The 23,176-nt window shown below is 61.5% G+C and carries 25 protein-coding genes and 1 tRNA gene; 12 read left to right on the top strand and 14 right to left on the bottom strand.

Annotated features, from left to right (window positions below):
- Window positions 1-14: 14 nt before the first annotated feature.
- Window positions 15-1,205 carry a 1-deoxy-D-xylulose-5-phosphate reductoisomerase gene (gene dxr, locus J2J98_RS19540; protein WP_207601887.1) on the bottom strand — a complete coding sequence of 397 codons (1,191 nt, stop codon included), beginning with the start codon at window positions 1,203-1,205 and terminating at the stop codon, window positions 15-17.
- 372 nt (window positions 1,206-1,577) lie between these two features.
- On the opposite strand from dxr, the gene J2J98_RS19535 reads away from it, so the two are divergent.
- On the top strand, window positions 1,578-2,228 hold the full coding sequence (locus tag J2J98_RS19535) for a hypothetical protein (protein WP_207601886.1): 651 nt from the start codon (window positions 1,578-1,580) through the stop codon (window positions 2,226-2,228).
- A 61-nt stretch (window positions 2,229-2,289) separates the two neighbouring features.
- Window positions 2,290-2,580: a BON domain-containing protein gene (locus J2J98_RS19530; RefSeq protein ID WP_207601885.1), complete on the top strand. Its 291-nt coding sequence runs from the start codon at window positions 2,290-2,292 to the stop codon at window positions 2,578-2,580.
- 75 nt (window positions 2,581-2,655) lie between these two features.
- On the opposite strand, the gene J2J98_RS19525 is transcribed toward J2J98_RS19530, so the two are convergent.
- The gene (locus J2J98_RS19525; protein ID WP_207601884.1) at window positions 2,656-2,808 is read right to left on the bottom strand and encodes a hypothetical protein; all 153 of its coding nucleotides are present in this window, start codon (window positions 2,806-2,808) and stop codon (window positions 2,656-2,658) included.
- 268 nt (window positions 2,809-3,076) lie between these two features.
- Between J2J98_RS19525 and J2J98_RS19520 the strand changes: the two genes are divergently transcribed.
- Entirely contained in the window at window positions 3,077-3,247 is a 171-nt protein-coding gene (locus tag J2J98_RS19520; protein ID WP_207601883.1) for a hypothetical protein, read from the top strand.
- Window positions 3,248-3,274: 27 nt separating this feature from the next.
- Window positions 3,275-3,799: a DUF2937 family protein gene (locus J2J98_RS19515; RefSeq protein WP_207601882.1), complete on the top strand. Its 525-nt coding sequence runs from the start codon at window positions 3,275-3,277 to the stop codon at window positions 3,797-3,799.
- An 84-nt stretch (window positions 3,800-3,883) separates the two neighbouring features.
- Here the strand turns inward: J2J98_RS19515 and J2J98_RS19510 are convergent.
- Together J2J98_RS19510 and J2J98_RS19505 are read right to left on the bottom strand one after the other, a co-directional pair.
- Window positions 3,884-3,960: transfer RNA gene (locus tag J2J98_RS19510), tRNA-Arg, on the bottom strand.
- Between the two features lie 54 nt (window positions 3,961-4,014).
- Entirely contained in the window at window positions 4,015-5,178 is a 1,164-nt protein-coding gene (locus tag J2J98_RS19505; protein ID WP_207601881.1) for a M20 aminoacylase family protein, read from the bottom strand.
- 156 nt (window positions 5,179-5,334) lie between these two features.
- Between J2J98_RS19505 and J2J98_RS19500 the strand changes: the two genes are divergently transcribed.
- Complete coding sequence (locus tag J2J98_RS19500) at window positions 5,335-6,468, top strand: D-alanyl-D-alanine carboxypeptidase family protein (RefSeq protein WP_064707924.1); 1,134 nt, start codon at window positions 5,335-5,337, stop codon at window positions 6,466-6,468.
- A 10-nt stretch (window positions 6,469-6,478) separates the two neighbouring features.
- Window positions 6,479-7,654 (top strand): CobW family GTP-binding protein, encoded by a 1,176-nt coding sequence (locus tag J2J98_RS19495; RefSeq protein WP_207601880.1) that lies wholly within the window; start codon window positions 6,479-6,481, stop codon window positions 7,652-7,654.
- A gap of 27 nt (window positions 7,655-7,681) precedes the next feature.
- Here the strand turns inward: J2J98_RS19495 and J2J98_RS19490 are convergent, their stop codons facing one another.
- The 9 genes from J2J98_RS19490 to J2J98_RS19450 all read right to left on the bottom strand — a co-directional run bounded on the left by J2J98_RS19490 (window position 7,682) and on the right by J2J98_RS19450 (window position 15,723).
- Window positions 7,682-8,455, bottom strand: coding sequence for a FadR/GntR family transcriptional regulator (locus tag J2J98_RS19490; RefSeq protein ID WP_138396704.1), 774 nt, complete (start codon window positions 8,453-8,455; stop codon window positions 7,682-7,684).
- Window positions 8,456-8,464: 9 nt separating this feature from the next.
- Window positions 8,465-9,745, bottom strand: a complete 1,281-nt coding sequence (locus tag J2J98_RS19485) for a TRAP transporter large permease (RefSeq protein ID WP_138396705.1) — start codon at window positions 9,743-9,745, stop codon at window positions 8,465-8,467.
- A gap of 4 nt (window positions 9,746-9,749) precedes the next feature.
- Entirely contained in the window at window positions 9,750-10,328 is a 579-nt protein-coding gene (locus J2J98_RS19480; protein ID WP_138396706.1) for a TRAP transporter small permease, read from the bottom strand.
- Between the two features lie 133 nt (window positions 10,329-10,461).
- Entirely contained in the window at window positions 10,462-11,439 is a 978-nt protein-coding gene (locus J2J98_RS19475; protein ID WP_064707919.1) for a TRAP transporter substrate-binding protein, read from the bottom strand.
- A 460-nt stretch (window positions 11,440-11,899) separates the two neighbouring features.
- Window positions 11,900-12,124, bottom strand: coding sequence for a sulfurtransferase TusA family protein (locus tag J2J98_RS19470; protein ID WP_012485421.1), 225 nt, complete (start codon window positions 12,122-12,124; stop codon window positions 11,900-11,902).
- 5 nt (window positions 12,125-12,129) lie between these two features.
- Window positions 12,130-13,374, bottom strand: coding sequence for a L,D-transpeptidase family protein (locus J2J98_RS19465; RefSeq protein WP_138396707.1), 1,245 nt, complete (start codon window positions 13,372-13,374; stop codon window positions 12,130-12,132).
- A 197-nt stretch (window positions 13,375-13,571) separates the two neighbouring features.
- Window positions 13,572-14,525, bottom strand: a complete 954-nt coding sequence (locus J2J98_RS19460; protein WP_207601879.1) for an acetyl-CoA carboxylase carboxyltransferase subunit alpha — start codon at window positions 14,523-14,525, stop codon at window positions 13,572-13,574.
- A gap of 62 nt (window positions 14,526-14,587) precedes the next feature.
- Entirely contained in the window at window positions 14,588-15,541 is a 954-nt protein-coding gene (gene xerD / locus J2J98_RS19455; protein WP_064707916.1) for a site-specific tyrosine recombinase XerD, read from the bottom strand.
- Window positions 15,542-15,546: 5 nt separating this feature from the next.
- The gene (locus J2J98_RS19450; protein WP_088390814.1) at window positions 15,547-15,723 is read right to left on the bottom strand and encodes a hypothetical protein; all 177 of its coding nucleotides are present in this window, start codon (window positions 15,721-15,723) and stop codon (window positions 15,547-15,549) included.
- 147 nt (window positions 15,724-15,870) lie between these two features.
- Between J2J98_RS19450 and J2J98_RS19445 the strand changes: the two genes are divergently transcribed.
- The 3 genes from J2J98_RS19445 to J2J98_RS19435 are packed head-to-tail and all read left to right on the top strand — an operon-like array spanning window position 15,871 to window position 18,898.
- Entirely contained in the window at window positions 15,871-16,458 is a 588-nt protein-coding gene (locus J2J98_RS19445) for a shikimate kinase (protein ID WP_064707915.1), read from the top strand.
- Window positions 16,455-17,588: a 3-dehydroquinate synthase gene (gene aroB / locus J2J98_RS19440; RefSeq protein ID WP_207601878.1), complete on the top strand. Its 1,134-nt coding sequence runs from the start codon at window positions 16,455-16,457 to the stop codon at window positions 17,586-17,588. Before J2J98_RS19445 ends, aroB begins: the two co-directional genes overlap by 4 nt.
- Window positions 17,585-18,898 carry an HlyC/CorC family transporter gene (locus J2J98_RS19435; protein WP_064707913.1) on the top strand — a complete coding sequence of 438 codons (1,314 nt, stop codon included), beginning with the start codon at window positions 17,585-17,587 and terminating at the stop codon, window positions 18,896-18,898. Before aroB ends, J2J98_RS19435 begins: the two co-directional genes overlap by 4 nt.
- A 48-nt stretch (window positions 18,899-18,946) precedes the next feature.
- Here J2J98_RS19435 and J2J98_RS19430 read toward each other — a convergent pair whose 3' ends face one another.
- Window positions 18,947-19,231, bottom strand: coding sequence for a BolA family protein (locus J2J98_RS19430; protein WP_171049319.1), 285 nt, complete (start codon window positions 19,229-19,231; stop codon window positions 18,947-18,949).
- Between the two features lie 102 nt (window positions 19,232-19,333).
- On the opposite strand from J2J98_RS19430, the gene J2J98_RS19425 reads away from it, so the two are divergent.
- The 3 genes from J2J98_RS19425 (at window position 19,334) to cobT (ending at window position 23,167) form a co-directional block, all read left to right on the top strand.
- A complete protein-coding gene (locus J2J98_RS19425) occupies window positions 19,334-19,951 on the top strand; it encodes a J domain-containing protein (RefSeq protein ID WP_064707912.1) in 618 nt (205 codons plus the stop codon).
- 309 nt (window positions 19,952-20,260) lie between these two features.
- A complete protein-coding gene (gene cobS, locus J2J98_RS19420; protein WP_064707911.1) occupies window positions 20,261-21,253 on the top strand; it encodes a cobaltochelatase subunit CobS in 993 nt (330 codons plus the stop codon).
- Between the two features lie 12 nt (window positions 21,254-21,265).
- Window positions 21,266-23,167: a cobaltochelatase subunit CobT gene (cobT, locus tag J2J98_RS19415; RefSeq protein ID WP_207601877.1), complete on the top strand. Its 1,902-nt coding sequence runs from the start codon at window positions 21,266-21,268 to the stop codon at window positions 23,165-23,167.
- Window positions 23,168-23,176 lie beyond the last annotated feature (9 nt).

Genomic DNA, 23,176 nt, shown 5'->3' with positions numbered 1-23,176 from the left:
AGCCGGCCGAGCCCTTATCCAACGAGATCAAGCTTCATCAGCTCCGCCGCCCGCTGCCGGGCTTGCCTGTCGGCGCTAAAGACCTCATCCATGCCGGCAGCCGGCGGCAGACCGGCCAGATCGTCCATAACCCTCTCCGTCACCTCGGCCATTGCGAGGAAGGACAGGCGCCCTTCGATGAAGGCCTCTAGCGCCACTTCCTTGGCGCCGTTCAGAACCGCGCCCTGAACGCCGCCTCGCGTCATTGCGAGGCGCGCCAGCCGCAGCGCCGGAAACCGGACCTCATCGGGCGCCTCGAAATCCAATCTCGCGAGCCTGGCGAAATCCAGCCGCTCGACCGGCAGATTAGGCCGGCGCGGAAAAGACAGCGCATAACCGATGGCCGTGCGCATATCGGGCGCGCCGAGCTGCGCCAGCACCGAACCGTCGGTATAACCGACCATGGAATGAATGATCGACTGCGGATGGAAGATCACCTCGATCTGCTCGGGCTTCAGCCGAAAAAGGTGACGGGCTTCGATCATCTCCAGCGCCTTATTGAACATTGAGGCACTGTCGATCGAGATCTTCAAGCCCATCGACCAGTTGGGATGGGCGCGCGCGGTTTCCACCGTCACGTCGGCCATCTCCTTCAACGAGGCGGTACGGAAGGGGCCGCCCGAGGCGGTCAGGATGACACGCTCGACGGCATGGCGCTGGTTCTCTTCCAGCACCTGGAAAATCGCATTATGTTCGCTGTCGACGGGAAGCAGCCTGCCGCCGCCTTCCTGGATCGCCTTGATGAAGAGATCGCCGGCCGAGACCAGGCATTCCTTGTTGGCAAGGGCGATATCGGCGCCACGGCGTGCGGCAGCCAGTGTCGGTGCGAGACCGGCGGTGCCGACGATTGCCGCCATCACCCAGTCGGCTTCGCGGTCGGCCGCCTCCATAAGGCCGGATTTGCCCGACGCAACCGTGATGCCGCTGCCGGAAAGTTCGTTTTTCAGCGCATCATAATGCCGATCATTCGCCGTCACCGCCAGCCGTGCGCCGAAGGCTCTGGCCTGTCGGGCGAGCAGCTTCACATTGCCGTTGCCCGTCAGGACGGAAATTTCGAAGTTCTCGCGCCCGCCCAGATGTTCGACGACATTGAGGGTATTGCGGCCGATCGACCCAGTCGAGCCGAAAATGCTGAGGCGCCGCGGCGCGGTTTTGCCGGTCATCATATGGAATTTCGCGAAAAATTTCTCTCGTAGGCTCAGGCTCTACTAGGGTTTGGAGGGGGCGGCAAGTGTGCGGTGCAGCAGATTTCAACCCCTAAGGGGTTTACAGAGCGGCGACGGGATGTGATGCTAATAACATTCCGGAAGGGATCGTGATTCCCATGCGGCGCTCATGGCCGGATGGATATTCGAGGCGCTGCGGCGTCTATTCGAAAAACAGGCACTTAGCTGCCACCGGCCTTTCCGGCCAGACATTAAATCGAGGATGACATCGGATGGATGGCTCGGCCGGCAGCCTATCCGCGTCCGTTGTGAGCGCTTTCGTGCGGTATCGTCCGGCGAGCAGCGGGTGTCAAATCTAGACGATCTGAGAGCATGACGACATTCAAGATAGCCATCATCCTTTTCGCCATCCTGTCTTCGCTCGCCGTGGCCGCAAAGGCGGACGACCTGCTGATCTGGTCGCCTGCCAAGGTTTCGGATCGATCGTACAGGGCGACGATGGGTTTTCGTCTGCCGGCGGAATGGGAGACGAGCGCCGGTGCCGACGTCGCATTGGCCGCGACAAACGGCGGCGCGCCGCTGCCCGATTCCGAACAGGCTATGCTCTGGGGCAAGATTAGCAAAACAGCTGTTACGCCGGCAGGCCAGTCGCAGCAGGGCGCTCGGGTCAGCGTCGACACGCTGCGCGGCAGCGGCGCTCTGACGCTCAGCCGCTCGCGCAGTTGGATACTGTCGGATTCGCTCGACATGCAAACAAGCCGGTCCATCAGCGTCCAGTATGACGCAGTCGACGCTCAGCAGGCTTCGGTGACAGCGTCGCAGGCGCTGAAATTGATCCATCCCTGGACGGGAACCTCGCTTTCGGCGGGCGCAGGTATCAGCAATGCGAGCGGCGACTTCTCGAGTACGGTAGGGGTCAATCAGGCGATCCTGCCGAACCTCAACCTCGACGCCTCGGTAAGCAATCCGTTTTCGTCCGATGAGGCAGGCAGCGTCAATCTTCGCTATCGCGTGGAGTGGTAGCGGCACGAAACCAAACGGGGCCGATGGCGTTTCTTCCTCAGGTTTGACGGAGGAACGGTAGATGGTTTTCAAAGAGCCGACATTTCATGGGCTTGCGCCTGAAGTGGAAGCGGAGATCGCTAACCGCGCATCCCTCGAGGCAGCTGTCGCCAACGCATTGGCGGTCGCCGGCGGCATCGATGCGTCGGATGTGGAGGTGACGATGGAGGAAGATCAGGTCGTGTTGACCGGCACCGTCGGTACTGTCGGGGAGATCGAACGGGCAACCGCCGTCGCCAGGGCAGTCGAAGGCGTGACTGCGGTGCAGAACCGAATCCTGCTCAGCGGGTCTGCTGTGGGCGAGCCGCATTGATATAATCGAAACTTGCCTTGCTTGCGATCGCCGTCTTGCCGGCGGTCGCACGCTGTTACACCGGCGCTTGGCCGATCAGCCGGCGAAGCGCTCGACGAGGAACGATGAGCCGGCCAGCCGATCGGTTTTCTCGGTGGTCATCGGCCCCTGCGGCTGATAGGCGATAGCGAGCAGCAGAGCGCTGACGGCCACATAGGTGATCGCAAGAAAAGCCATCTTGATATACATGATCAATACTCCCGTTTCGCCATAAACGCGGCTGACATTGCGAAGTTCCTGATGACGAGATCAGATGAAAAGCTCGGACTGGGAGGAACGGCCGGGGCTTAACGCGTTGGATGCCCTAGCGGCAGATCCGAGTCCTTGACGATAATATGCCGTGAGGGCGATTTTTGCGTCCGGGTAAAGCAATCGCGCGAGAAGCGCTGCGACATCATATGACAGCGATAATAGGGGCGATGCGATAACAGGGTCGTTCGCAATTGCGGTAATATGGATGGGCGCTGCCGTCGTGATGGTGATGCTGGCTGCCGCGGACGGCATGGCTGACAAAGCAGACGCTGCCGCGAGTTTTGGTCGCGCAATCAACTCGTCGGAAGCAAGCAGGTTGGATCACATTGCGCCGCTGATTGTGAAGGCAGAAACCTTTACGGCTGCGGATCGTTAGCGCAGGAAGCAGCCGGAGGCATGGATCATGGGACCGATTGCAAGGATCTTCGCCATCGTCGCTGGACTTGCCGGCGGCGCGGTTTTTTCGCAAGCGCCGGAATTCACTCAACAATATCGCCAGCGGATCGGCGGGGCGATCGATGAGTTGCGCGTCATCGTCGAGGACTTCAACCGCCAAGCCGCCCAGCACCAACTTGACCGCCAGCAGGCGCTGAACGCCTATGCCCAATCCTCCGACGATTTCCTGCGCGACCGCGGCGTCTCCATGCAAAGCACGATCACGCGTTATGAAAAACTGCAGTCGCAGCAGCTGAAGCTCGGCGTCGCCGCGCCCGTCGCCAAACCTTTTGTGTTGCTGAGGAATGCGGATGATGTGGTTTTCGCCAATACCTGGCGCGACTTCGTGCCCGGGTTGCCGATGAGCTTTGCCGGCCTCGTTTGGGGCGCAATCGGTTTTGTCTGCGGGCTGGTTGTGGCGGCGCTGCTCGGATTAGGGGCACGGCGGATCATAAGAAAACGAGGAGTCTATCGCCAAGTGCCTCGAGCTTGATAGGGGCAACGCGGCTAGGGTCGATCTGCAAGGGGAGGTCAGCCATTCCACTCCGGCAGGGCCATCTGGGCTAGCCTATGAAAATGGTGATCCCGGCGCGATTCGAACGCGCGACCCCCAGATTAGGAATCTGGTGCTCTATCCTGCTGAGCTACGGGACCACTTGCATGCCATGCATACAAAAGGCTTGGCGCGAAGCCAAGCCTTAATTCTTGTCAGAGGCCAAGGCGCTGTTCGGCAAGCCGGACCCAGTAGGAGATGCCGTGGGCGATGGCTTCGTCGTTGAAGTCGTAGGCCGGGTTATGCAGGCCGGCGCTGTCGCCGTTGCCGATGAAGATGAAGGCGCCGGGGCGGGCGTTCAGCATGTAGGAAAAATCCTCCCCGCCCATCATCGGATCGATTTCAGCGTTGACGTTCGCGTCGCCGGCAATGGCGCTGGCGGTGGCGACCGCGTGCTCGGTCTCATCGGGGTGGTTGACGGTGACGGGATAATTTCGGTTGAAGCTGATCTCTGCCTCGGCGCCATGGGCTGCGACCACGCCTTCGACGATCTGCCGGAAGCGTGTTTCGGCGAGGGTGCGCATCTCGTCGTCCAGGGTGCGGACCGTGCCCGCGAAGATCGCGTCATTGGGAATGACGTTATGGGCGAAACCGGCATTGAACTTGGTCACCGAGACGACGACGGAACTGATCGGATCGGCGGTGCGCGAGGCGATCATCTGCAGGTTGCCGACGATCTGGGCGCCGATCGCGATCGGGTCGATCGTCCGGTGCGGCTGGGCAGCGTGGCCGCCGCGACCCTTGATGGTGACGGTGAATTCGTCGGTCGCCGCCATGATCGCGCCTTTGCGGGTGGCAAACTGGCCGACGGGCAGTCCCGGCAGGTTATGCATGCCGTAGACCTCTTCGATTCCGAAGCGCTCCATCATGCCGTCCTTCACCATCAGGTTGCCGCCGCCGCCGCCCTCTTCGGCGGGCTGGAAGATCACGGCGACATTGCCGTTGAAGTTCCGGTTCTCGGCGAGGTATTTCGCCGCGCCGAGCAGCATGGCGGTATGGCCGTCATGGCCGCAGGCATGCATCTTTCCCGGCGTCTTCGAAGCCCAGGGCTTACCGGATATCTCGGTCAGCGGCAGGGCATCCATGTCGGCGCGCAGGCCGATCGTACGGCGGCCTTCGCCCTTGCCCTTGATCAGGCCGACGACGCCGGTGCGGCCGATGCCGGTGACGATCTCGTCGACGCCGAATTCCTTGAGCTTTTCGGCCACGAAGGCGGCCGTGTTTTCCACCGCGAAGAGAAGCTCGGGCCGGGCATGGATATGCCGGCGCCATTCGGCGACTTCGTCCTGCAATTCGGCGGCTCTGTTCAAAATCGGCATACTGGCCTTCCTGTTATCAAACCTGACAATCGTTGATCGCTTCACAAGGGCGTGAGGCTCATGCAAATTACTTCGTCAATGACCTTTGCCATGTCATAGCCATATAGGCTAGATAGATGAAGCTTTCGAGATTTCCTGATATCTGAAGGATGAGCCGTGTCGACGAGCCACTTTGGTTTATTTGCCGCAGTGCGGCCGCTTAGCTTCCTGGTCGCCGCGACTGCCGGTTTTCTTGCTTCCGTTCCGCTTGCCCAGGCAAATCCGCATATTCTCGTCGACGTGCAGACCGGCCGCGTGCTGGAGCATGAAGAAGCCTTCCGCAAATGGTATCCGGCCTCGCTCACCAAGCTGATGACCGTCTATACGGTCTTCGACGCGATCCGCGCCGGCCAGATCAGCCTCGATACGCCCATCGTCATCAGCAAGCGCGCTGCCGCGCAGCCGGCCGCCAAGATGTATTTCAAGCCGGGCCAGAAGCTGACGCTCGACAGCGCACTGAAGATCCTGCTGGTGAAATCGGCCAACGACGTCGCGGTCGCGGTTGCCGAAGCCATCGGCGGCACGCAGGAGGGCTTCGTGAACCGGATGAACGGCGACGCGCTGAAGCTCGGCATGACGGATTCGCATTTCGTCAATCCAAATGGTCTGCCGGGCAAGGGGCAGTATACGACGGCGCGTGACCTTGCTGTGCTGACGGTGGCGCTGCGCCGCGATTTTCCGCAATATGCCAGTTATTTCGCGCTCGAGGGCTTCACCACCGGCCAGCAGAACGTGCCGAGCCTCAACATGCTGATCGGCCGCTTCGCCGGCGCCGATGGTATGAAGACCGGCTTCATCTGCGCCTCGGGCTTCAACCAGATCGGTTCGGCGACGCGCAACGGCCGCACCCTCGTCTCCGTCGTGCTCGGCACCGACAGCCTGGCGGCGCGCGCCGATGCGACGGCGAACCTTTTGCAGAAGGGCTTCACCACGCAGTTCTCTGGCAACGACACGCTCGGTTCGCTGAAGCCGTATGGGCCGGGGCAAGACCAGGTGACCGACATGACCGCCGATATCTGCAGCGCCAAGGGCGCCAAGGTGCGCAGTGAAACCCGCGATGAGGTCGGCCGCATGAAGGTGCACTCGCCCTATATCCTGGAGATGGACCACGACCCGCGATTCGTGTTTGCCGGCCTGATCCCGGGTCAGGATCCGCAGCCGGCCGAGCAGCCGGAAAAGATGGCGAGGGGCGATACGGCCGGAGCAATCGCCAACGTGCCGGTGCCGATGCCGCGCCCGACAGCTTTTTAAGGTCTGATCGATGAGCGCGTTCAACAACAGGATTCCGGTCACCATCCTGACCGGCTTTCTCGGCGCCGGCAAATCGACGCTGCTGAACCGCATCCTGAAAGATCCGATGATGAAGGATGCAGCCGTCATCATCAATGAATTCGGCGATGTCGGCATCGATCATCTGCTGGTCGAAAGTTCCGGCGATTCGATCATCGAATTGTCCGACGGCTGCCTCTGCTGCACCGTGCGCGGCGAGCTGGTGGATACGCTGGCGAACCTGATGGACGCCGTGCAGACAGGCCGCGTCAAGCCGGTGAAGCGCGTCGTCATCGAAACGACCGGTCTTGCCGATCCGGCGCCGGTCATGCAGGCGATCATGGGCAATCCGATCATCGCCACCAATTTCGAGCTCGATGGCGTCGTCACGGTCGTCGATGCGGTCAACGGGCTGCAGACGCTCGACAATCACGAGGAAGCGCGCAAGCAGGCGGCCGTCGCCGACCGGCTGATCGTCTCGAAGACATCGATGGCCGGGGCAACGACGGAGCTGGAGCAGCGCCTGCGGACGCTCAATCCGCGCGCGGCGATCATGGATGCCGACGGCGCCGAGGCCGGCAGCGCTGCCGTGTTGGTGAACGGGCTCTATGATCCGGCGACGAAGATCGCCGATGTCGGCCGCTGGCTGCGGGATGAGGATGCGCACGATGCGCATCACCACCGTCACGATCATCACCATCATCATGACGGCGACGATGAGCAGGTCGGCGATGATCAACATCACCACGGCCATCACGGTCACCAGGATGCGCACGACATCAACCGTCACGACGCCTCGATCCGATCCTTCTCGATTATCGAGGAAAAGGCGATCGATCCAGTGGCGCTCGAAATGTTCATCGATCTCTTGCGATCGGCCCATGGCGACAAGCTGCTGAGGATGAAGGCGATCGTTTCCGTTTCGGACCGTCCGGACCGGCCGCTGGTGCTGCACGGCGTGCAAAGCATCTTCCATCCGCCGGTGCGGCTTCCCGCCTGGCCTGACCCGAAGGACAGGCGCACGCGCATGGTGCTGATCACCAAGGATCTGCCCGAAGCCTTCGTGAAGGATCTCTTCGACGCCTTCCTCGGCAAGCCGCGCATCGATACGCCCGACCGTGCGGCGCTCTCCGACAATCCGCTCGCCATTCCCGGCATGCGGATCTAAAGCGCCCTGAACTTTACGTGATCTTCTTCAGGCCTTGCGTTTAGGGGCGCTTGAAAGCCATCTGGCCTGCTGGCCGCTCAGCAGGGTGCGGTAGCGCTCCTGGCTTGCGGTCAGGTGAGCGCGCATGGCGGCGCGGGCGGCTTCCGGGTCGCCGGCAGAAATCGCCTTCAGAATGGCCAGATGTTCGCGCTGCAGCCCTTCCTGATAGTCGCGCGACAGCGTGCTGTCCGTGCCCCAGGGCGAGGCGATGTCGCAGGGGATCGCCCGCATGCCGAGCGCATCGAGAACTTCGACATAATATGAATTGTTGGTGGCAGCAGCAATTTCCCGGTGGAAAGCGAAGTCGCTCTTGCCCGTTGCTTCGCCGCGCTCGAGCAAACGGTCGAACTCGAAGAAGGCTTCCTGGATCTGCGCCTCCTGGGCGGCATTGCGCCGCAGCGCGGCGAGGCCCGCGCTTTCGATCTCTAGACCCATGCGCACTTCGATGACGTTGAGTGCATGGGAAATCTTGTTGCCGACATCGAGGCTGATCGCGCCGAAGGCGATCGTTGGATGATTTTTGACGAATACGCCGGCGCCCTGGCGGGCCTCGACGAGGCCGTCGGCGGCAAGGGTTGCAATCGCCTCGCGGACAACAGTGCGGCTGACGCCGAAAAGCTCACCCATCCGCGTTTCCGTCGGCAGCTTCTCGCCGGGCGCGTAACCCCCGGACAAGACCTGTGTGCGGATGGCCGAAACCACGCTTTCGGAAAGTTTCGGCTTCCGCTCGATCCTGAGATCAACGGCTGTATCGGCCGCCATGTCGGTCTCCTATTTGAACATGGCCGGCAGCCACAGCGAGATTGCCGGGATATACGTAACTAAGCCGAGGACGACGAGGCCTGCACCATAGAACGGCCAGATCGAACGCATAGCTTCCCAGACTGAAATCTTGCCGACTGCGCAAGCCACGAATTGCACTGCGCCGACCGGAGGCGTGTTCAACCCGATACCGAAATTCAGGATCATGATCACGCCAAAATGCACCGGATCGACACCATAGGCCTGCGCCACAGGCAGGAAGATCGGCGTGCAGATAATGATGGTCGGCCCCATGTCCATGAAGGTGCCAAGCACGAGCATGAGGACATTGAGCAGGAGCAGCACTGTCAGCGGGTCGTCGGCGACGGACTTCATCCAGATGACCAGCGAAGCCGGCACCTTGAGGAAGGCCATCAGCCAGGAGAAGGCGGCAGCCGTGCCGATGATCAGAAGCACCATCGCCGTCGTACGCACGGCGCCTTGAGTGGCGTGGACAAAATCCTTCCAGCCCATCTGTCGATAGACGAAGAGGGTTACCAGCAGCGCATAGATAACCGCGATGCACGAGCTTTCAGTTGCGGTGAAGATGCCGGACCTCACGCCGCCAAAGATGATGGCGATCAGCAGCAGCCCGGGCACAGCGACAGCGAGCAGATGAGCGGCCACCGCAAAGCCGGGGAAGGACTCGGTCGGGTAACCGCGCGAGCGTGCCACGACGTAGGCGGTCGCCATCAGCGCAACGGCGAGGAGCAGACCGGGCAGCACGCCGGCGGTGAACAGGTCCGCGACGGATATCTTGCCGCCGGCGGAGATCGAATAGATGATCATGTTGTGGGAGGGCGGCAGCAGCAGCGCGATCAGCGCCGCCATTGAAGTGACGTTGACCGCGTAGTCAGCGCCGTAGCCGCGTTGCTTCATCTGCGGGATCATCAGGCCGCCGACGGCTGCGGCTTCCGCCACCGCCGAACCGGAAATGCCGCCGAACAGCGTCGCGGTGACGATGTTGACCTGGCCGAGGCCGCCGCGCACGTGGCCGACCAGCGACGCCGCGAAGGCGACGATGCGGCTTGCGATGCCGCCGCGGACCATCAGATCGCCGGCATAGATAAAGAAGGGGATGGCAAGCAGCGAAAACACGCTCATGCCGGAATTCAGCCGCTGAAAGACGACCAGCGGCGGCAGGCCCATGTAGAGCACCGTGGCGAAGCTGGCGACACCGAGACAGAAGGCGATGGGCGTACCGATCAGCATCAGGGTGGTGAAAACACCGAACAGGATCCAGAGTTCCATCGCGCTACACTTTCAATTTGATGTTCGGGTCAGCATTGATGTGCTCCATCTCGACAGCGATTTCCGTCGGCAGGGCTTCATCCAGCGCATCGTCAATCGGTTCGCCGGCGAGGCGCAGCACAATGCGCTCCAGGGAGAAGATCACGGCAAGTACGCCACCGGCGCAGAGCGGTAGATAGTCGAACGCACCTGAGATGCCGAGCGACGGCAAGGTGGTGTTCCAAGTCAGGCTCACGAGCGCGCCGCCGTACCAGATCATGCCGGCGCCGAAGGCGAGAATGACCACGTCCGAGATCATGCGCAGAACGCGCTTACCGGATTTCGGCAGCACATAGAGCAGCACGTCGAACCCAAGATGATTGTTCTCGCGGATGCCGACGGCGGCGCCGAGAAAGATGAACCAGCTCATCAGCATGACCGAGCCAGGCTCCGTCCAGCTCGGCGAGTCGTTCAGCACGTAACGGCAAAATACCTGCCAGGCGACGAAGACGGTCATCAGTACCAGGCCGATGCCGGCGAGCCACAGGGCGGCGTTGCTCAGGCGCGTCAGGAAATTGGCGACGGGGGTCAGGTTATTCGACATAAGGGCCTCGTCGAAATTGGTCGCTCACTCGCCCTTAACGGGCGGATCGAGAGATGGGCACGAACGGCGGAGAACCGGAGTGGAGATGGCTCCACCCCGATAGCTTACTCGCAGTCCGCAAGGCAGGCTGCTGTTACTGCACAGCCTTTACATCCTCGACCATCTTCTTCAGCACGTCGTCCTTGACGTGCTTCTCGTAAACTGGGGCCATGGCGTCGATGAAGCCCTGCTTCTCCGGCGTTGTGATCTGCGCGCCGAGCTTTTCGACATTGGCGCGCGATTCAGCCACCTTGGCTGCCCAGAGCTCGCGCTGCTTGGCAACACTGTCCTTCGCCGCCTGCCTGAAGATCTCCTGATCCTCCGGCGTCAGCTTTTCGAAGGCAGCCTTGTTCATGACGAACACCTCCGGCAGGATCGTGTGCTCGTCGAGCGAGTAATTCTTTGCCACTTCGGCGTGCTTGGCCGTGTCGTAGCTCGGGAAATTGTTTTCCGCGCCGTCGATGACGCCGGTCTCGATCGCCGAATAAACTTCGCCGTAGGGCATGGGCGTGGCATTGGCGCCGAGGGCCGCCACCATGTCGACGAAGATATCGGACTGGATAACGCGGAACTTCAGACCCTTCATGTCGGCAACCGAATTGATCGGCTTGGTCTTATTATAGAACGACCGAGCGCCGGCATCGTAGAAGGCCAGCACGACGAGGCCGGCAGGTTCGAACGCCTTCTTGATCTGATCGCCGATGGCTCCGTCCATGACCTTGTGCATGTGGTCTTCCGAACGGAAGATATAGGGCAGTGCGGGAACGATCGATTCCTTCACCGTGCCGTTGAAAGGCGCCATCGACACACGATTCAATTCGATCACGCCCGAGCGCACCTGCTCGATCGTGTCCTTCTCCTCGCCGAGCTGGGCGGAATGGTACACTTCGACCGAATAGCGGCCCTTGGTGCGCTCCTTGACCAGCTCGCCAAAATATTTGACGCCCTCGACTGTGGGATAACCGTCAGGATGGGTATCGGATGATTTCAGCACGGTTTGAGCGCTGGCGGCGCTGCTCATGAACGCGGCAGCGACCATCAGACCTGCTGCCAGCTTAACGAAGTTTTTCATGCTATCCTCCCGTATTGCATGACAATTCACTTTTCATAATCGGCACACCAGCTTTGCGAATACAAGGACAGAACCCTGCACACGCCGCCTTTTCCGGCCATTCCACAATCAGGCACTGGCGTCGGTACGATTGAAAAGGCGTGTGGGAAGAGGCCAACCGGGCATGCCGATGCGGATCGATCGTGCCCATCGAACCGATGGCACGGCTGTTTTCATCTACATGCAGGTGCTTTCGCTCTTCCCGTGGAAACAGAAGACTTGGATCGACCAGCCTCCCCTATCCTGCCGCTCCTCCAACCGGCTCATTATGGCTAAAACCACCATGACATAATGTCAACATACAAAAGCTGGAAAGTTGTATGATGAATTTTCAGCGTCGATCGAGCGATGGTCGGCGGCGGGAGCACGACCGGGAAAAATTGTAGGCGCGCCACGGCGGCAGCCGCTTTGGAATGGATATCTAGCGCTTGCGGATCAGAAAGCGGTGGCCGCTTTCAGTTTTTTCGGTCTCGACCAGCTCGTGGCCATCCTCATTGCAGAAATGCGGCATGTCGATCACTGCTAAGGGATCGCTGGTATCGACGAGGATGAGCGCGCCGCTTGCCATGGCGGCAAGCTTCCTGCGTGTCTTCATCACGGGCAGCGGGCATTTCAGGCCGCGAAGATCGTAGAGAACGGGGTTCAAGCCGTTCAGTTCCGCGCCCAGAACTTCCAGAATGGCTTCTTTGCCGCGGCGTCGGCCGTTTCCTGCGGTTCTGGCGCGGTATAGGCGAGCGGATTCTGCATCGGCACCGGCACGACTGCAGGTGTTGCGGCGGCGACGGCCGTTGCCTGGGACTGGGTCGTTGCTTGGGGCTGGGCCGGCGCTGCAGGTGTCGCGCCTGCAGCGGAGTTGGCGGTGAGGCTCTGGGCGGTGCGCTTGGCCATCAGGTCTTCGAGTTCGGCGATCTTGACCATGCGGCCGGCTTCGAGCGACGTGCCGGTCGGCGCGAACGCAAGTTCGCGGCCCTTGCGCAGCTTGGCGACCACGGCCTTGCGCTCGGCCTCGGACGGGTCGTACCAGGCAAGGCCTTCATATTTGCTCATCGCCTTGGCATAGTCGGCTTCATAGGTCTTGCCATAGGAGGCAAGCGCTGCCGTCAGTGCCGGCGGCGTCGACATGGCAGGGCATTTGCCCGCGGCATTGAAGGCGCCGCCATCGGTCGCCTGCTGATTGAAGACGTATTTCTTTTCGCAGACGTTCACCTCTGGCGGACGCTTCGTCACTTCGAAATTGTCGTAGCCGACCTTCAGCATCTTCCAGAAGTCGTAGTTCGGGTCGAGGCGATGCTTGACCATGTTTTCCGCGGTCATGCGGAAGGGGAACGCCTGCAGCTGCACCGTCGACTGGCCGCCCTTGAAGGCATCGCGGGCAAATGCATAGATCTCCAGCACCTGCTGGTCGGTCATCGAATAGCAGCCGGAGGACGAGCAGGCGCCGTGGATCATCAGATCGGAGCCGGTGCGGCCGTTCACCGCGTCGTAGCGGTTCGGAAAGCCGGTGTTGATCGCCAGATAATATTTCGAGTTGGGATTGAGGTTGGCGCGTGTCAGCTCGTAGAAGCCTTCCGGCGCCTGCCGGTCGCCAGTCTTGATCTTCGGACCGAGACGCCCGGACCAGGCGCAGATCTTGTAATCGGCGATCTTGTCGAAACGGTTGTCGGTCTTCGCCTTCCAGATCTCGAGCGCCCCTTCTTCCTTGAAGATGCGGATCATGATCGGCGAATTGCGATCCATGCTCTTGGCGGACATCTGGGCGAGGATATGGGGGGGAAGCGGCTGCTCGACCTTGTTCTTGACCTTGGAGAGATCGACCTGCGCGGTTTCCAACGCGTCATTGCAGCCGGACAGAGCCAGCGCCATGAGGGAAACATAGGCAAAATGACGTATGCGCATTCAAACTAGCCCATAAAGATGATGCGACCCGGTCCGCCTATCGAGTCCGGGCACGACGCGGAATCATAAGTGGCTTATACTTCACAAATTCTTAACAGCCTATGACTTGCCCGGAATACCCCCGCAAGCGCAAATGTCACAGATAACATTAATGTGGCCAAGGTTTGGCCGCAATCGACGCGGTGCCAAGTCTTGCTTTAGAGATTGCGGCCCATATTCAAGAATTTTTGACGCCGCTCGTTGCGCAGCTGCTCGCCCGAACGCGATGCCATTTCGCCCAGTGCATTGGCGATGACATCCCCGGTTGCCGCTATCACGCTGTCGGGATCGCGATGCGCGCCGCCGAGCGGCTCGGAAATGATGCCGTCGATGACGCCGAGCGATTTCAGGTCTTCGGCGGTGATCTTCATGTTGGTTGCCGCCTCGCGGGCGCGGGTGGAATCGCGCCAGAGGATGGAGGCCGCCCCTTCCGGCGAGATGACGCTGTAGATCGAATGCTCGAGCATATAGACCCGATTGCCGGTGGCGATCGCGATCGCGCCGCCCGAACCCCCCTCGCCGATAACGACGGAAACGAGGGGAACCTTTACGCCGAGACACATCTCCGTCGAGCGAGCGATCGCCTCGGCCTGGCCGCGTTCTTCAGCGCCGACGCCAGGATAGGCGCCGGCCGTATCCACCAGCGAAATGACAGGCAGGCCGAAACGGTCGGCCATTTCAAGGATGCGGATCGCCTTGCGGTAGCCTTCGGGGCGGGGGCTGCCGAAATTGTGCTTCAGGCGCGTCTTGGTGTCGTTGCCCTTTTCCTGGCCAATGACGGCGACCGGCTGGCCGCGAAAGCGGGCAAGGCCCGCCTGGATCGCGGCATCCTCGGAAAATTTGCGGTCGCCGGCGAGCGGCGTGAATTCCTGGAACAGCGTCTTGGCGTAATCGACGAAATGCGGCCGCTGCGGATGGCGGGCCACCTGCGTTTTCTGCCAGGGATTGAGCTTGGAATAGATTTCGACGATCGCTTCGCGGACGCGAACCTCCAGCCTGTCGATCTCATCGGTGGTGTCGATGCTCTCGTCTTCCGTTGCGAGCTTCTTCAGCTCGATGATCTTGCCTTCGAGGTCGGAGATCGGCTTTTCGAAGTCGAGATAATTGTGCATGAGGTGCGTTTCCGTTCCTTGTGCCCGGGGCGTTTTCCTGGTTCCGCCCCTTGTCGCCGGTCCTATTCGTGCTTTTTCGCCTGTTTGGCAAGGGGGTGATGAGTCTGGACGAGCTGCTGCAGCCGCTCTTCGAGGACATGCGTGTAGATCTGTGTGGTCGAAATGTCCGAATGGCCGAGGAGTTCCTGCACGACGCGCAGATCGGCGCCGTTGGCAAGCAGGTGGCTGGCAAAGGCGTGGCGCATGACGTGCGGCGAGATCAGCGACGGCGTCAGGCCGGCGCGGATCGCCAGGTTCTTGAGGTCGCGCGCGAAAACCTGGCGCGGCAGATATCCCTCCTTGGAGGCGGCGGGAAAGAGCCACGGGCTTTCCTGCGGCTCCTTCGCCGCCGCGTTTTCGGCCGACAGCAGGCGTCCATAAGACTTCAGGGCTGCAATCGCCGAGTGCGACAGCGGCACCAGGCGCTCCTTGTTGCCCTTGCCGCGGATCATCAGGAAGCGGCCCTCCTGGTCGAGCACGCGGGCGGGAAGCGAGACGAGTTCGGTGACGCGCATACCGGTGGCATATAGCAGTTCCAGCAGCGCCAGCATGCGCAGGCGCTGCAGTTGGCCCGGGGCCGGGTCGTCGGCTTCGGCCTGCGCTTGCGACAGCAGCCTGCCGACCTCCTCGACCCCCATCGTCTTCGGCAGCGGACGCCCCTTCTTCGGCGCGTCAAGCACGCCTGTGGGGTCGTCGGTCCGCAGACCCTCGGCATAGAGGAACTTGTAGAATTGCCGCATGGCGGCGAGCCGGCGCGCCTGCGAGGAGGGCTTGAAACCTTGGCGCGCGAGCGAGGCGAGATAGGCGGCCAGATCGGTGGAGGCGGCCTCAGTCAACCTTATGCTGCGGCCCTTCAGGAAAGCGCTGATATCGTCGAGGTCGCGCTGGTAGGATTGCAGAGTGTTGGCGGCAGCACCGCGTTCGGCGCTCATCATTTCCAGGAAGGATTCCACGTGCGCCCGGCTTAGATCCATCATCTCACTCACTTCCCCGTTGTGTCGATCGTGCCCGTCGCCGGCGGGTTCACTCGCTCGGAGGGGATACGGATCGTCACGTCACGCGGCTCGGGCTCGACGAAGGTCACGAGCGCCCACATCGCTCCGTAAACCGTCCCGGCGAGGATCGCGCAGAAGAACAGGAAACGGAACAGGGTCGGCATCCGGCAACTCCTTCATGCTCTGCTTCTGTTATAAGAGCGTATTCGCAAGTGCAAGAAGCGCCATTCAAGCCATGATTCCCTTGTGCGCGACTTGACGCTCCACCTGCATTTGTCGATACGGTTTGCAAACAAAGTGTGAATGGACCGATGAGTGAACCACTGCTGACCGTTGCTGACAGCCTGAAAGACAGAGCTCGCGCCGCGCTCGGTTCACGCAATCTGATCCTCGTCGGCCTGATGGGCGCCGGAAAATCCTCCGTCGGGCGCATCGTCGCCAGTCAACTCGGCATTCCCTTCATCGACAGCGATCATGAAATCGAACGGGTGTCGCGCATGACGATCGCCGAACTTTTCGCAGCCTACGGCGAGGAAGAGTTCCGGGCACTGGAAACGCGGGTGATGAAACGGCTCTTGAAGAGCGGACCGCGCGTCGTCTCCACCGGCGGCGGCGCCTTCATCAACGAGCGCACGCGCAGGCATATCAAGAAGGGTGGCCTTTCGATCTGGTTGAAGGCGGATATCGACGTGCTGTGGGAGCGGGTCAACAAGCGTGACACGCGGCCGTTGCTCAAAACCGAAAACCCGAAACAGACGCTCGAAAACCTAATGAACGCGCGTTATCCGATCTATGCGCAGGCAGACCTCACCGTACTCTCGCGTGATGTGCGCAAGGAAATCATGGCAGACGAGGTGCTGAAGGCTGTGGTCGAACAGAAAGAAAGTGCAGCATCATGAATGCGATAAGCTCCACCACCGCCGTCCAGACGGTGCATGTGCCGCTCGGCGAGCGCGCCTACGATATCCTTATCGGACCGGGGCTGATTGCGCGGGCCGGCGCTGAGATCGCCTCGCGCCTCAAGGGCCGCAAGGCGGCTATTGTCACCGACGAAAATGTCGCTCCGCTCTATCTCGGCGCCCTCGTCGCGAGCCTCGATGCGGCGGGCATTGTCTCGGCAGAGATCGTGCTGCCCGCAGGTGAAAAGACGAAGAGCTTCGAACATCTCATCGATGTCTGCGACAGGGTGCTGGAAGCCCGCGTCGAACGCAACGACTATGTCATCGCGCTCGGCGGCGGCGTTATTGGGGACCTTTCGGGATTTGCGGCGGGAATCGTCCGCCGCGGCGTGCGCTTCGTCCAGGTGCCGACTTCGCTGCTGTCGCAGGTCGATTCCTCGGTCGGCGGTAAGACCGGCATCAATTCCCCCCGGCATGGCAAGAACCTGATCGGCGTCTTTCATCAGCCGGACCTGGTTCTGGCCGATACGGATGTGCTGAATACACTGAGCGAGCGAGAATTCCGCGCAGGTTACGCCGAGGTCGCAAAGTATGGGCTCATCGACAAACCGGGTTTCTTCGCCTGGCTGGAAGCGAACTGGAAGTCGGTGTTTACCGGCGGCTCCGCCCGCATCGAGGCGATTGCCGCCAGCTGCCGGGCCAAAGCCGACGTCGTCGTTGCCGACGAGCGTGAGACCGGTCAGCGGGCGCTGCTCAACCTCGGCCACACGTTCGGCCACGCGCTGGAGGCGGCGACCAGCTATGACAGCCGCCGCCTGGTACATGGCGAGGGTGTCGCGATCGGCATGGTGCTGGCGTACGAGTTTTCCGCACGAATGAATCTTGCTAGCCCAGACGATGCGCAACGCGTCGAAAGGCACCTGAAGGAGGTCGGCCTCCCGACTCGCATGGCGGATATTCCGGGCGAGCTGCCGCCGGCGGAATCGCTGATGGATGCGATTGCACAGGACAAGAAGGTCAAAAGCGGCAAGCTCACCTTCATTTTGACACGCGGTATCGGTCAGTCCTTCGTCGCCGATGACGTTCCGGCGTCCGAAGTAATCAGCTTTCTGCGGGAAAAACATCCTTGACGACGATCGACGGCGTTCTGACATTTCTCGCGGCCTATTGGCCGGAGATTCTTTCGATCACCGCGCTCGTGCTCCTGTCTGCCTTCTTCTCCGGCTCGGAGACCGCGCTCACCGCCGTTTCGCGCAGCCGCATTCATACGCTCGAGGTCAACGGCGACGAACGCGCCGGCCTGGTCCGGCAGATGATCGAACGGCGCGACCGGCTGATCGGCGCGTTGCTGATCGGCAACAATCTCGCCAACATCCTCTCCTCCTCTATCGCCACCAGCCTGTTGCTCGGGCTGTTCGGCAGTTCGGGCGTGGCGCTGGCGACGCTCGCCATGACCATCATCCTCGTCATCTTCGCGGAAGTGCTGCCGAAGAGCTGGGCGATCTCGACGCCGGAACGCTTCGCGCTTGCTGTCGCACTTCCCGCCAGACTCTTCGTCGCCGTCGTCGGCCCGGCGTCCTCCTTCGTCAATGCTGTTGTGCGGCAGATCCTGGCGCTCTTCGGCATCAATCTGTCGCGGGAAGTATCGATGCTGACGGCGCATGAGGAGCTGCGTGGCGCCGTTGATCTCCTGCACCGCGAAGGATCGGTTGTTAAGGCCGACCGCGACCGCCTCGGCGGCGTGCTCGACCTTAGCCAGCTGGAACTATCCGACATCATGGTTCATCGCACCAAGATGCGGGCGATCAATGCCGACGATCCGCCGGAAGCGGTGGTGCGGGGCATCCTCGAAAGCCCCTACACGCGCATGCCGCTGTGGCGCGGCACGATCGACAACATCATCGGCGTCGTCCATGCCAAGGATCTCCTGCGGGCGCTTGCCGAGCCGAACATGGAGCCGCAGAACCTCGATATCGTGAAGATCGCCCAGAAGCCGTGGTTCGTGCCCGACAGCACCAATCTCGAGGACCAGCTCAATGCCTTCCTGCGGCGCAAGCAGCATTTCGCCGTTGTCGTCGACGAATATGGCGAGGTCCAGGGCATCGTTACGCTGGAGGATATTCTGGAGGAAATCGTCGGCGACATTTCCGACGAGCACGATATCGACGTGCAGGGCGTGCGTCAGGAAGCGGACGGCTCGGTCGTTGTCGATGGCAGCGTGCCGATCCGCGACCTCAACCGGGCGCTCGACTGGAACCTGCCCGACGAGGAGGCGACGACGATCGCCGGCCTCGTCATCCATGAATCGATGACCATCCCGGAAGAGCGCCAGGCCTTCACCTTCCACGGCAAGCGTTTCGTCGTCATGAAGCGGGAAAAAAACCGTATCACCAAGCTGCGCATCCGGCCCGCGCAGGAGGACGATACGAAACCAGCCTGATCCGGCTTGGATTGTCTGCTTCCTATATCCATATAGGCTGTTGTGCCGCTACCAGCGGGTGGGTTCACCGGGCGCCGCCGGTTCGACGGCCAGCGCGTGCAGGCCGGCATCGAGCTCCGGTTTCAAGAGGTCGGTGATCGCCCGGTGGCGCGCCAGGCGGGAGAGGCCGGTAAATCTTGCTGAAACGATCCGCACCCGCATGTGGGTTTCGCCGGTGCCCGTGATGCCAGGCTGGTGGCCAGCATGCAGATGGCTCTCGTCGATGACGCTCAAGCGTTCGGGCGCGAAGGCTTCGACAAGTTTTTCTTCGATGCGGGTCCGCAGGGTCATCATCCGGTCTTGCTGCTTCGCGAAAAGGGTTCCCACCAAGCCAGCAACATTCGCGTTTGTCAATTCTTGTTGTCACCTCGCGACAGCCCCATAATTAGCGCCGTCATGAGACTTGATTCCAAATATTTCGATCGCATCCGGACACGCCGCAAACGCGAGCAGGAGGCAGAGCAGGCACCGCCTACCTGCCAGTGGGACGGCTGCGACAAAAAAGGTTCGCACCGCGCGCCTGTGGGACGCAATGCGGAAGGTCAGTTCTTTTTGTTCTGCTTCGAGCACGTCAAGGAATACAACAAGGGCTACAATTATTTCTCCGGCCTTTCGGACGGCGAGATCGCGCGCTACCAGAAAGAGGCGATCACGGGCCATCGTCCGACATGGACCGTCGGCGTCAACAAGTCGGCCAAGGACAGTCCGCTGCATTCGGAAGTCCGCTCCGGTGCCTATACACGTGTTCGCGATCCCTTCGGCTTCGTCAAGGAAGGCGGCAAGAGCAGCGGCCCGCGCTTTCCCCAGGCGCGCAAGCTGAAATCGCTCGAAAGCAAAGCCTTCGATACGATGGGCCTCAACGCCAATGCGACCTCGGCGGAGATCAAAAGTCGCTACAAGGAACTGGTCAAGAAGCACCATCCGGATGCCAATGGCGGCGATCGCGGCTCGGAAGAGCGTTTCCGCGCGGTCATCCAGGCCTATCAATTGTTGAAGCAGAACGGTTTTTGTTAGTTCCCGTCCTTGCTCTTGGGCTTCAATCGGGTATGGTCCAAATCGGCTGAGGCCGCAGGCAAACGCGGCTCCTATCTGCGTGTTTTTCCGACATCGCCTCGGCCGACCTTCCGGACGCGGCGTTTCTTGTCCGGGACTCTTTCAAGAATGCTCGCAAGCGGTCATCATCCCGCCGAGGTTTCGTTTCAGTCCCGGAGAAGTATCGCCGACGTTCCGACCTGGACGGGCGCGGAATAAAATCGCGGCGTCACGGTTGCGACATGGCCTGAGACAGTTTGGCCGGGTGGCTTCACCCGCCTTGGAGACATGATGAGCAAGATCGACCTCGATATTTCAGAACTGCCCGACACCACCGTTTCGGTCCGCGAGACCTTCGGCATTGATTCCGACATCCGCGTTCCCGCCTACAGCAAGGGTGACGCCTATGTGCCGGATCTCGATCCTGATTACCTGTTCGACCGCGAGACGACGCTCGCCATTCTCGCGGGCTTCGCGCATAACCGCCGCGTGATGATCTCCGGCTACCACGGCACGGGCAAATCCTCGCATATCGAGCAGGTGGCGGCGCGTCTCAACTGGCCTTGTGTGCGCATCAACCTCGACAGCCATGTCAGCCGTATCGATCTCGTCGGCAAGGACGCGATCGTCGTCAAGGACGGGCTGCAGGTCACGGAGTTCAAGGATGGCATCCTGCCCTGGGCCTATCAGCACAATGTCGCGCTGGTCTTCGACGAATATGACGCCGGCCGTCCCGACGTGATGTTCGTCATCCAGCGCGTGCTGGAATCCTCAGGCCGCCTGACGCTGCTCGACCAGAGCCGCGTCATCCGGCCGCACCCGGCCTTCCGCCTGTTTGCCACCGCCAACACGATCGGCCTCGGCGATACGACAGGCCTCTATCACGGCACGCAGCAGATCAACCAGGCGCAGATGGACCGCTGGTCGATCGTGACGACGCTGAACTACCTGCCGCATGACCACGAAGTGAACATCGTCGCCGCCAAGGTGAAGAGCTTTGGCAAGGACAAGGACGGGCGCGAGATCGTGTCGAAGATGGTCCGTGTTGCCGACCTCACGCGCGCCGCCTTCATGAACGGCGATCTTTCGACCGTCATGAGCCCGCGCACGGTCATCACCTGGGCCGAGAATGCCGAGATCTTTGGCGATCTCGCCTTCGCCTTCCGCGTCACCTTCCTCAACAAGTGCGACGAGCTGGAGCGCCCGCTGGTCGCCGAGCACTATCAGCGCGCCTTCGGCGTCGAGCTGAAGGAAAGTGCCGCGAACATCGTTCTCGGAGCCTGAGACCGACCGATCATGGCAGCTCGCGGTGACAATTCGAAAGCAAAGCCAGGCGCGCCGGTCGACGTGGAGCCATTGCGCCGGGCGATAACCGGCTGCGTGCGCTCGATCGCCGGCGACGGCGACGTCGAAGTGACCTTCGCCAATGAACGGCCGGGCATGACGGGCGAGCGCATCCGGCTGCCGGAGCTTTCCAAACGGCCGACGGCGCATGAGCTGGCGGTCACCCGCGGGCTCGGCGACTCCATGGCTTTGCGTCTTGCCTGCCATGACGAGAAGGTGCATGCGACGATGGCGCCGCAGGGCTCGGATGCGCGGGCGATTTTCGATGCGGTCGAGCAGGCGCGCGTCGAATCGATCGGCGCACTGCGCATGGAGGGCATGGCGTCGAACCTGCGCTCCATGACAGAGGAGAAATATTCCAAGGCAAACTTCACGGGTATCGAACGCCAGGAAGATGCACCGATCGGCGAAGCCGTTGCGATGATGGTGCGTGAGAAACTGACCGGCCAGCGGCCACCGGCATCCGCCGGCAAGGTGCTCGATCTATGGCGCGGCTTCATCGAGGACAAGGCGGGCTCCGAGCTCGACAACCTGTCGGAGGCGATTAATGACCAGCAGGCTTTCGCCAGGGTTATCCGCAATATGCTGTCGGCCATGGAAATGGCGGAGGAGTACGGCGACGACGACAGCGAAGCCGACAATGACGATCAGTCGGAGCAGGAAGACCAGCCGAGCGGCGATGAGCAGGACCAGGACGAGGTCGACGAGGATGCCGGCACCGATGCCGCCCCTGTGGAAGACAGCGAGGTCGCCGACGAGCAGATGGAGGACGGCGAGACCGAAGGCGCCGAGATCTCCGACGACGACATGATGGAAGAAGGTGAGGACGATTCGGAAACGCCGGGCGAGACCCGCCGTCCGAACACGCCTTTCGCCGATTTCAACGAGAAGGTCGATTATCACGTCTATACGGAAGAGTTCGACGAGATCATCACCGCCGAGGAACTCTGCGACGCCGCCGAACTGGAGCGCCTGCGCGCCTTCCTCGACAAGCAACTGGCGCATCTGCAGGGCGCGGTCGGGCGTCTGGCCAACCGGCTGCAGCGCCGCCTGATGGCGCAGCAGAATCGCTCCTGGGATTTCGACCTGGAGGAGGGCTATCTCGACACGGCCCGACTGCAACGCATCATCATCGATCCGATGCAGCCGCTCTCCTTCAAGATGGAGCGCGACACGCAGTTCCGAGACACTGTCGTCACCCTGCTCATCGACAATTCTGGCTCGATGCGCGGCCGGCCGATCACGGTTGCCGCGACCTGCGCCGACATTCTCGCCCGCACGCTGGAGCGTTGCGGCGTCAAGGTCGAAATTCTCGGCTTCACCACGAAAGCCTGGAAAGGCGGCCAAGCACGCGAAACCTGGCTTGCCGGCGGCAAACCGCAGACGCCGGGCCGTCTGAACGACCTGCGACATATCATCTACAAGGCGGCCGACGCACCGTGGCGGCGGGCGCGCGCCAATCTCGGTCTGATGATGCGTGAGGGCCTGCTCAAGGAAAATATCGACGGCGAGGCGCTGATCTGGGCGCATAATCGTCTGCTTGCCCGTCGCGAGCAGCGCCGCATTCTAATGATGATCTCGGACGGCGCGCCGGTCGACGATTCAACGCTGTCGGTCAATCCGGGCAACTATCTCGAGCGGCATCTGCGTGCCGTCATCGAGCAGATAGAGACGCGCTCGCCTGTGGAATTGCTCGCGATCGGCATCGGTCACGACGTGACGCGCTACTATCGCCGCGCTGTGACGATCGTGGATGCGGACGAGCTTGCCGGCGCGATGACCGAACAGCTTGCCTCACTCTTCGAAGATCAATCCGCCCGGCCGCGCGGCGGCCGGTTACGCCGTGCCGGCTGACGCTCCTGG

It is taken from the genome of Rhizobium bangladeshense, from assembly GCF_017357245.1.
Lineage (GTDB): Bacteria > Pseudomonadota > Alphaproteobacteria > Rhizobiales > Rhizobiaceae > Rhizobium > Rhizobium bangladeshense.
The sequence above is the reverse complement of the archived record's forward strand: the minus strand, read 5'-3'. Positions and strand labels throughout refer to the sequence as shown.

Bases quoted from the DNA above. Each gene is read 5' to 3' on its own strand.
- J2J98_RS19480 (WP_138396706.1), bottom strand. From the start codon at position 10,328: ATGTCGAATAACCTGACCCCCGTCGCCAATTTCCTGACGCGCCTGAGC.
- J2J98_RS19515 (WP_207601882.1), top strand. From the start codon at position 3,275: ATGGGACCGATTGCAAGGATCTTCGCCATCGTCGCTGGACTTGCCGGC.
- J2J98_RS19450 (WP_088390814.1), bottom strand. From the start codon at position 15,723: ATGCCGACCCTGTTCCGTTTCCTGTTCTTCTGCGCGATCCTCGCCGGG.
- cobT (WP_207601877.1), top strand. From the start codon at position 21,266: ATGGCAGCTCGCGGTGACAATTCGAAAGCAAAGCCAGGCGCGCCGGTC.
- J2J98_RS19430 (WP_171049319.1), bottom strand. From the start codon at position 19,231: ATGATGACCCTGCGGACCCGCATCGAAGAAAAACTTGTCGAAGCCTTC.
- J2J98_RS19425 (WP_064707912.1), top strand. From the start codon at position 19,334: ATGAGACTTGATTCCAAATATTTCGATCGCATCCGGACACGCCGCAAA.
- J2J98_RS19475 (WP_064707919.1), bottom strand. From the start codon at position 11,439: ATGAAAAACTTCGTTAAGCTGGCAGCAGGTCTGATGGTCGCTGCCGCG.
- J2J98_RS19525 (WP_207601884.1), bottom strand. From the start codon at position 2,808: ATGTATATCAAGATGGCTTTTCTTGCGATCACCTATGTGGCCGTCAGC.
- dxr (WP_207601887.1), bottom strand. From the start codon at position 1,205: ATGATGACCGGCAAAACCGCGCCGCGGCGCCTCAGCATTTTCGGCTCG.
- J2J98_RS19505 (WP_207601881.1), bottom strand. From the start codon at position 5,178: ATGCCGATTTTGAACAGAGCCGCCGAATTGCAGGACGAAGTCGCCGAA.
- J2J98_RS19465 (WP_138396707.1), bottom strand. From the start codon at position 13,374: ATGCGCATACGTCATTTTGCCTATGTTTCCCTCATGGCGCTGGCTCTG.
- J2J98_RS19490 (WP_138396704.1), bottom strand. From the start codon at position 8,455: ATGGCGGCCGATACAGCCGTTGATCTCAGGATCGAGCGGAAGCCGAAA.
- J2J98_RS19535 (WP_207601886.1), top strand. From the start codon at position 1,578: ATGACGACATTCAAGATAGCCATCATCCTTTTCGCCATCCTGTCTTCG.
- J2J98_RS19485 (WP_138396705.1), bottom strand. From the start codon at position 9,745: ATGGAACTCTGGATCCTGTTCGGTGTTTTCACCACCCTGATGCTGATC.
- J2J98_RS19520 (WP_207601883.1), top strand. From the start codon at position 3,077: ATGGGCGCTGCCGTCGTGATGGTGATGCTGGCTGCCGCGGACGGCATG.
- xerD (WP_064707916.1), bottom strand. From the start codon at position 15,541: ATGATGGATCTAAGCCGGGCGCACGTGGAATCCTTCCTGGAAATGATG.
- J2J98_RS19460 (WP_207601879.1), bottom strand. From the start codon at position 14,525: ATGCACAATTATCTCGACTTCGAAAAGCCGATCTCCGACCTCGAAGGC.
- J2J98_RS19530 (WP_207601885.1), top strand. From the start codon at position 2,290: ATGGTTTTCAAAGAGCCGACATTTCATGGGCTTGCGCCTGAAGTGGAA.
- cobS (WP_064707911.1), top strand. From the start codon at position 20,261: ATGAGCAAGATCGACCTCGATATTTCAGAACTGCCCGACACCACCGTT.
- aroB (WP_207601878.1), top strand. From the start codon at position 16,455: ATGAATGCGATAAGCTCCACCACCGCCGTCCAGACGGTGCATGTGCCG.
- J2J98_RS19445 (WP_064707915.1), top strand. From the start codon at position 15,871: ATGAGTGAACCACTGCTGACCGTTGCTGACAGCCTGAAAGACAGAGCT.
- J2J98_RS19495 (WP_207601880.1), top strand. From the start codon at position 6,479: ATGAGCGCGTTCAACAACAGGATTCCGGTCACCATCCTGACCGGCTTT.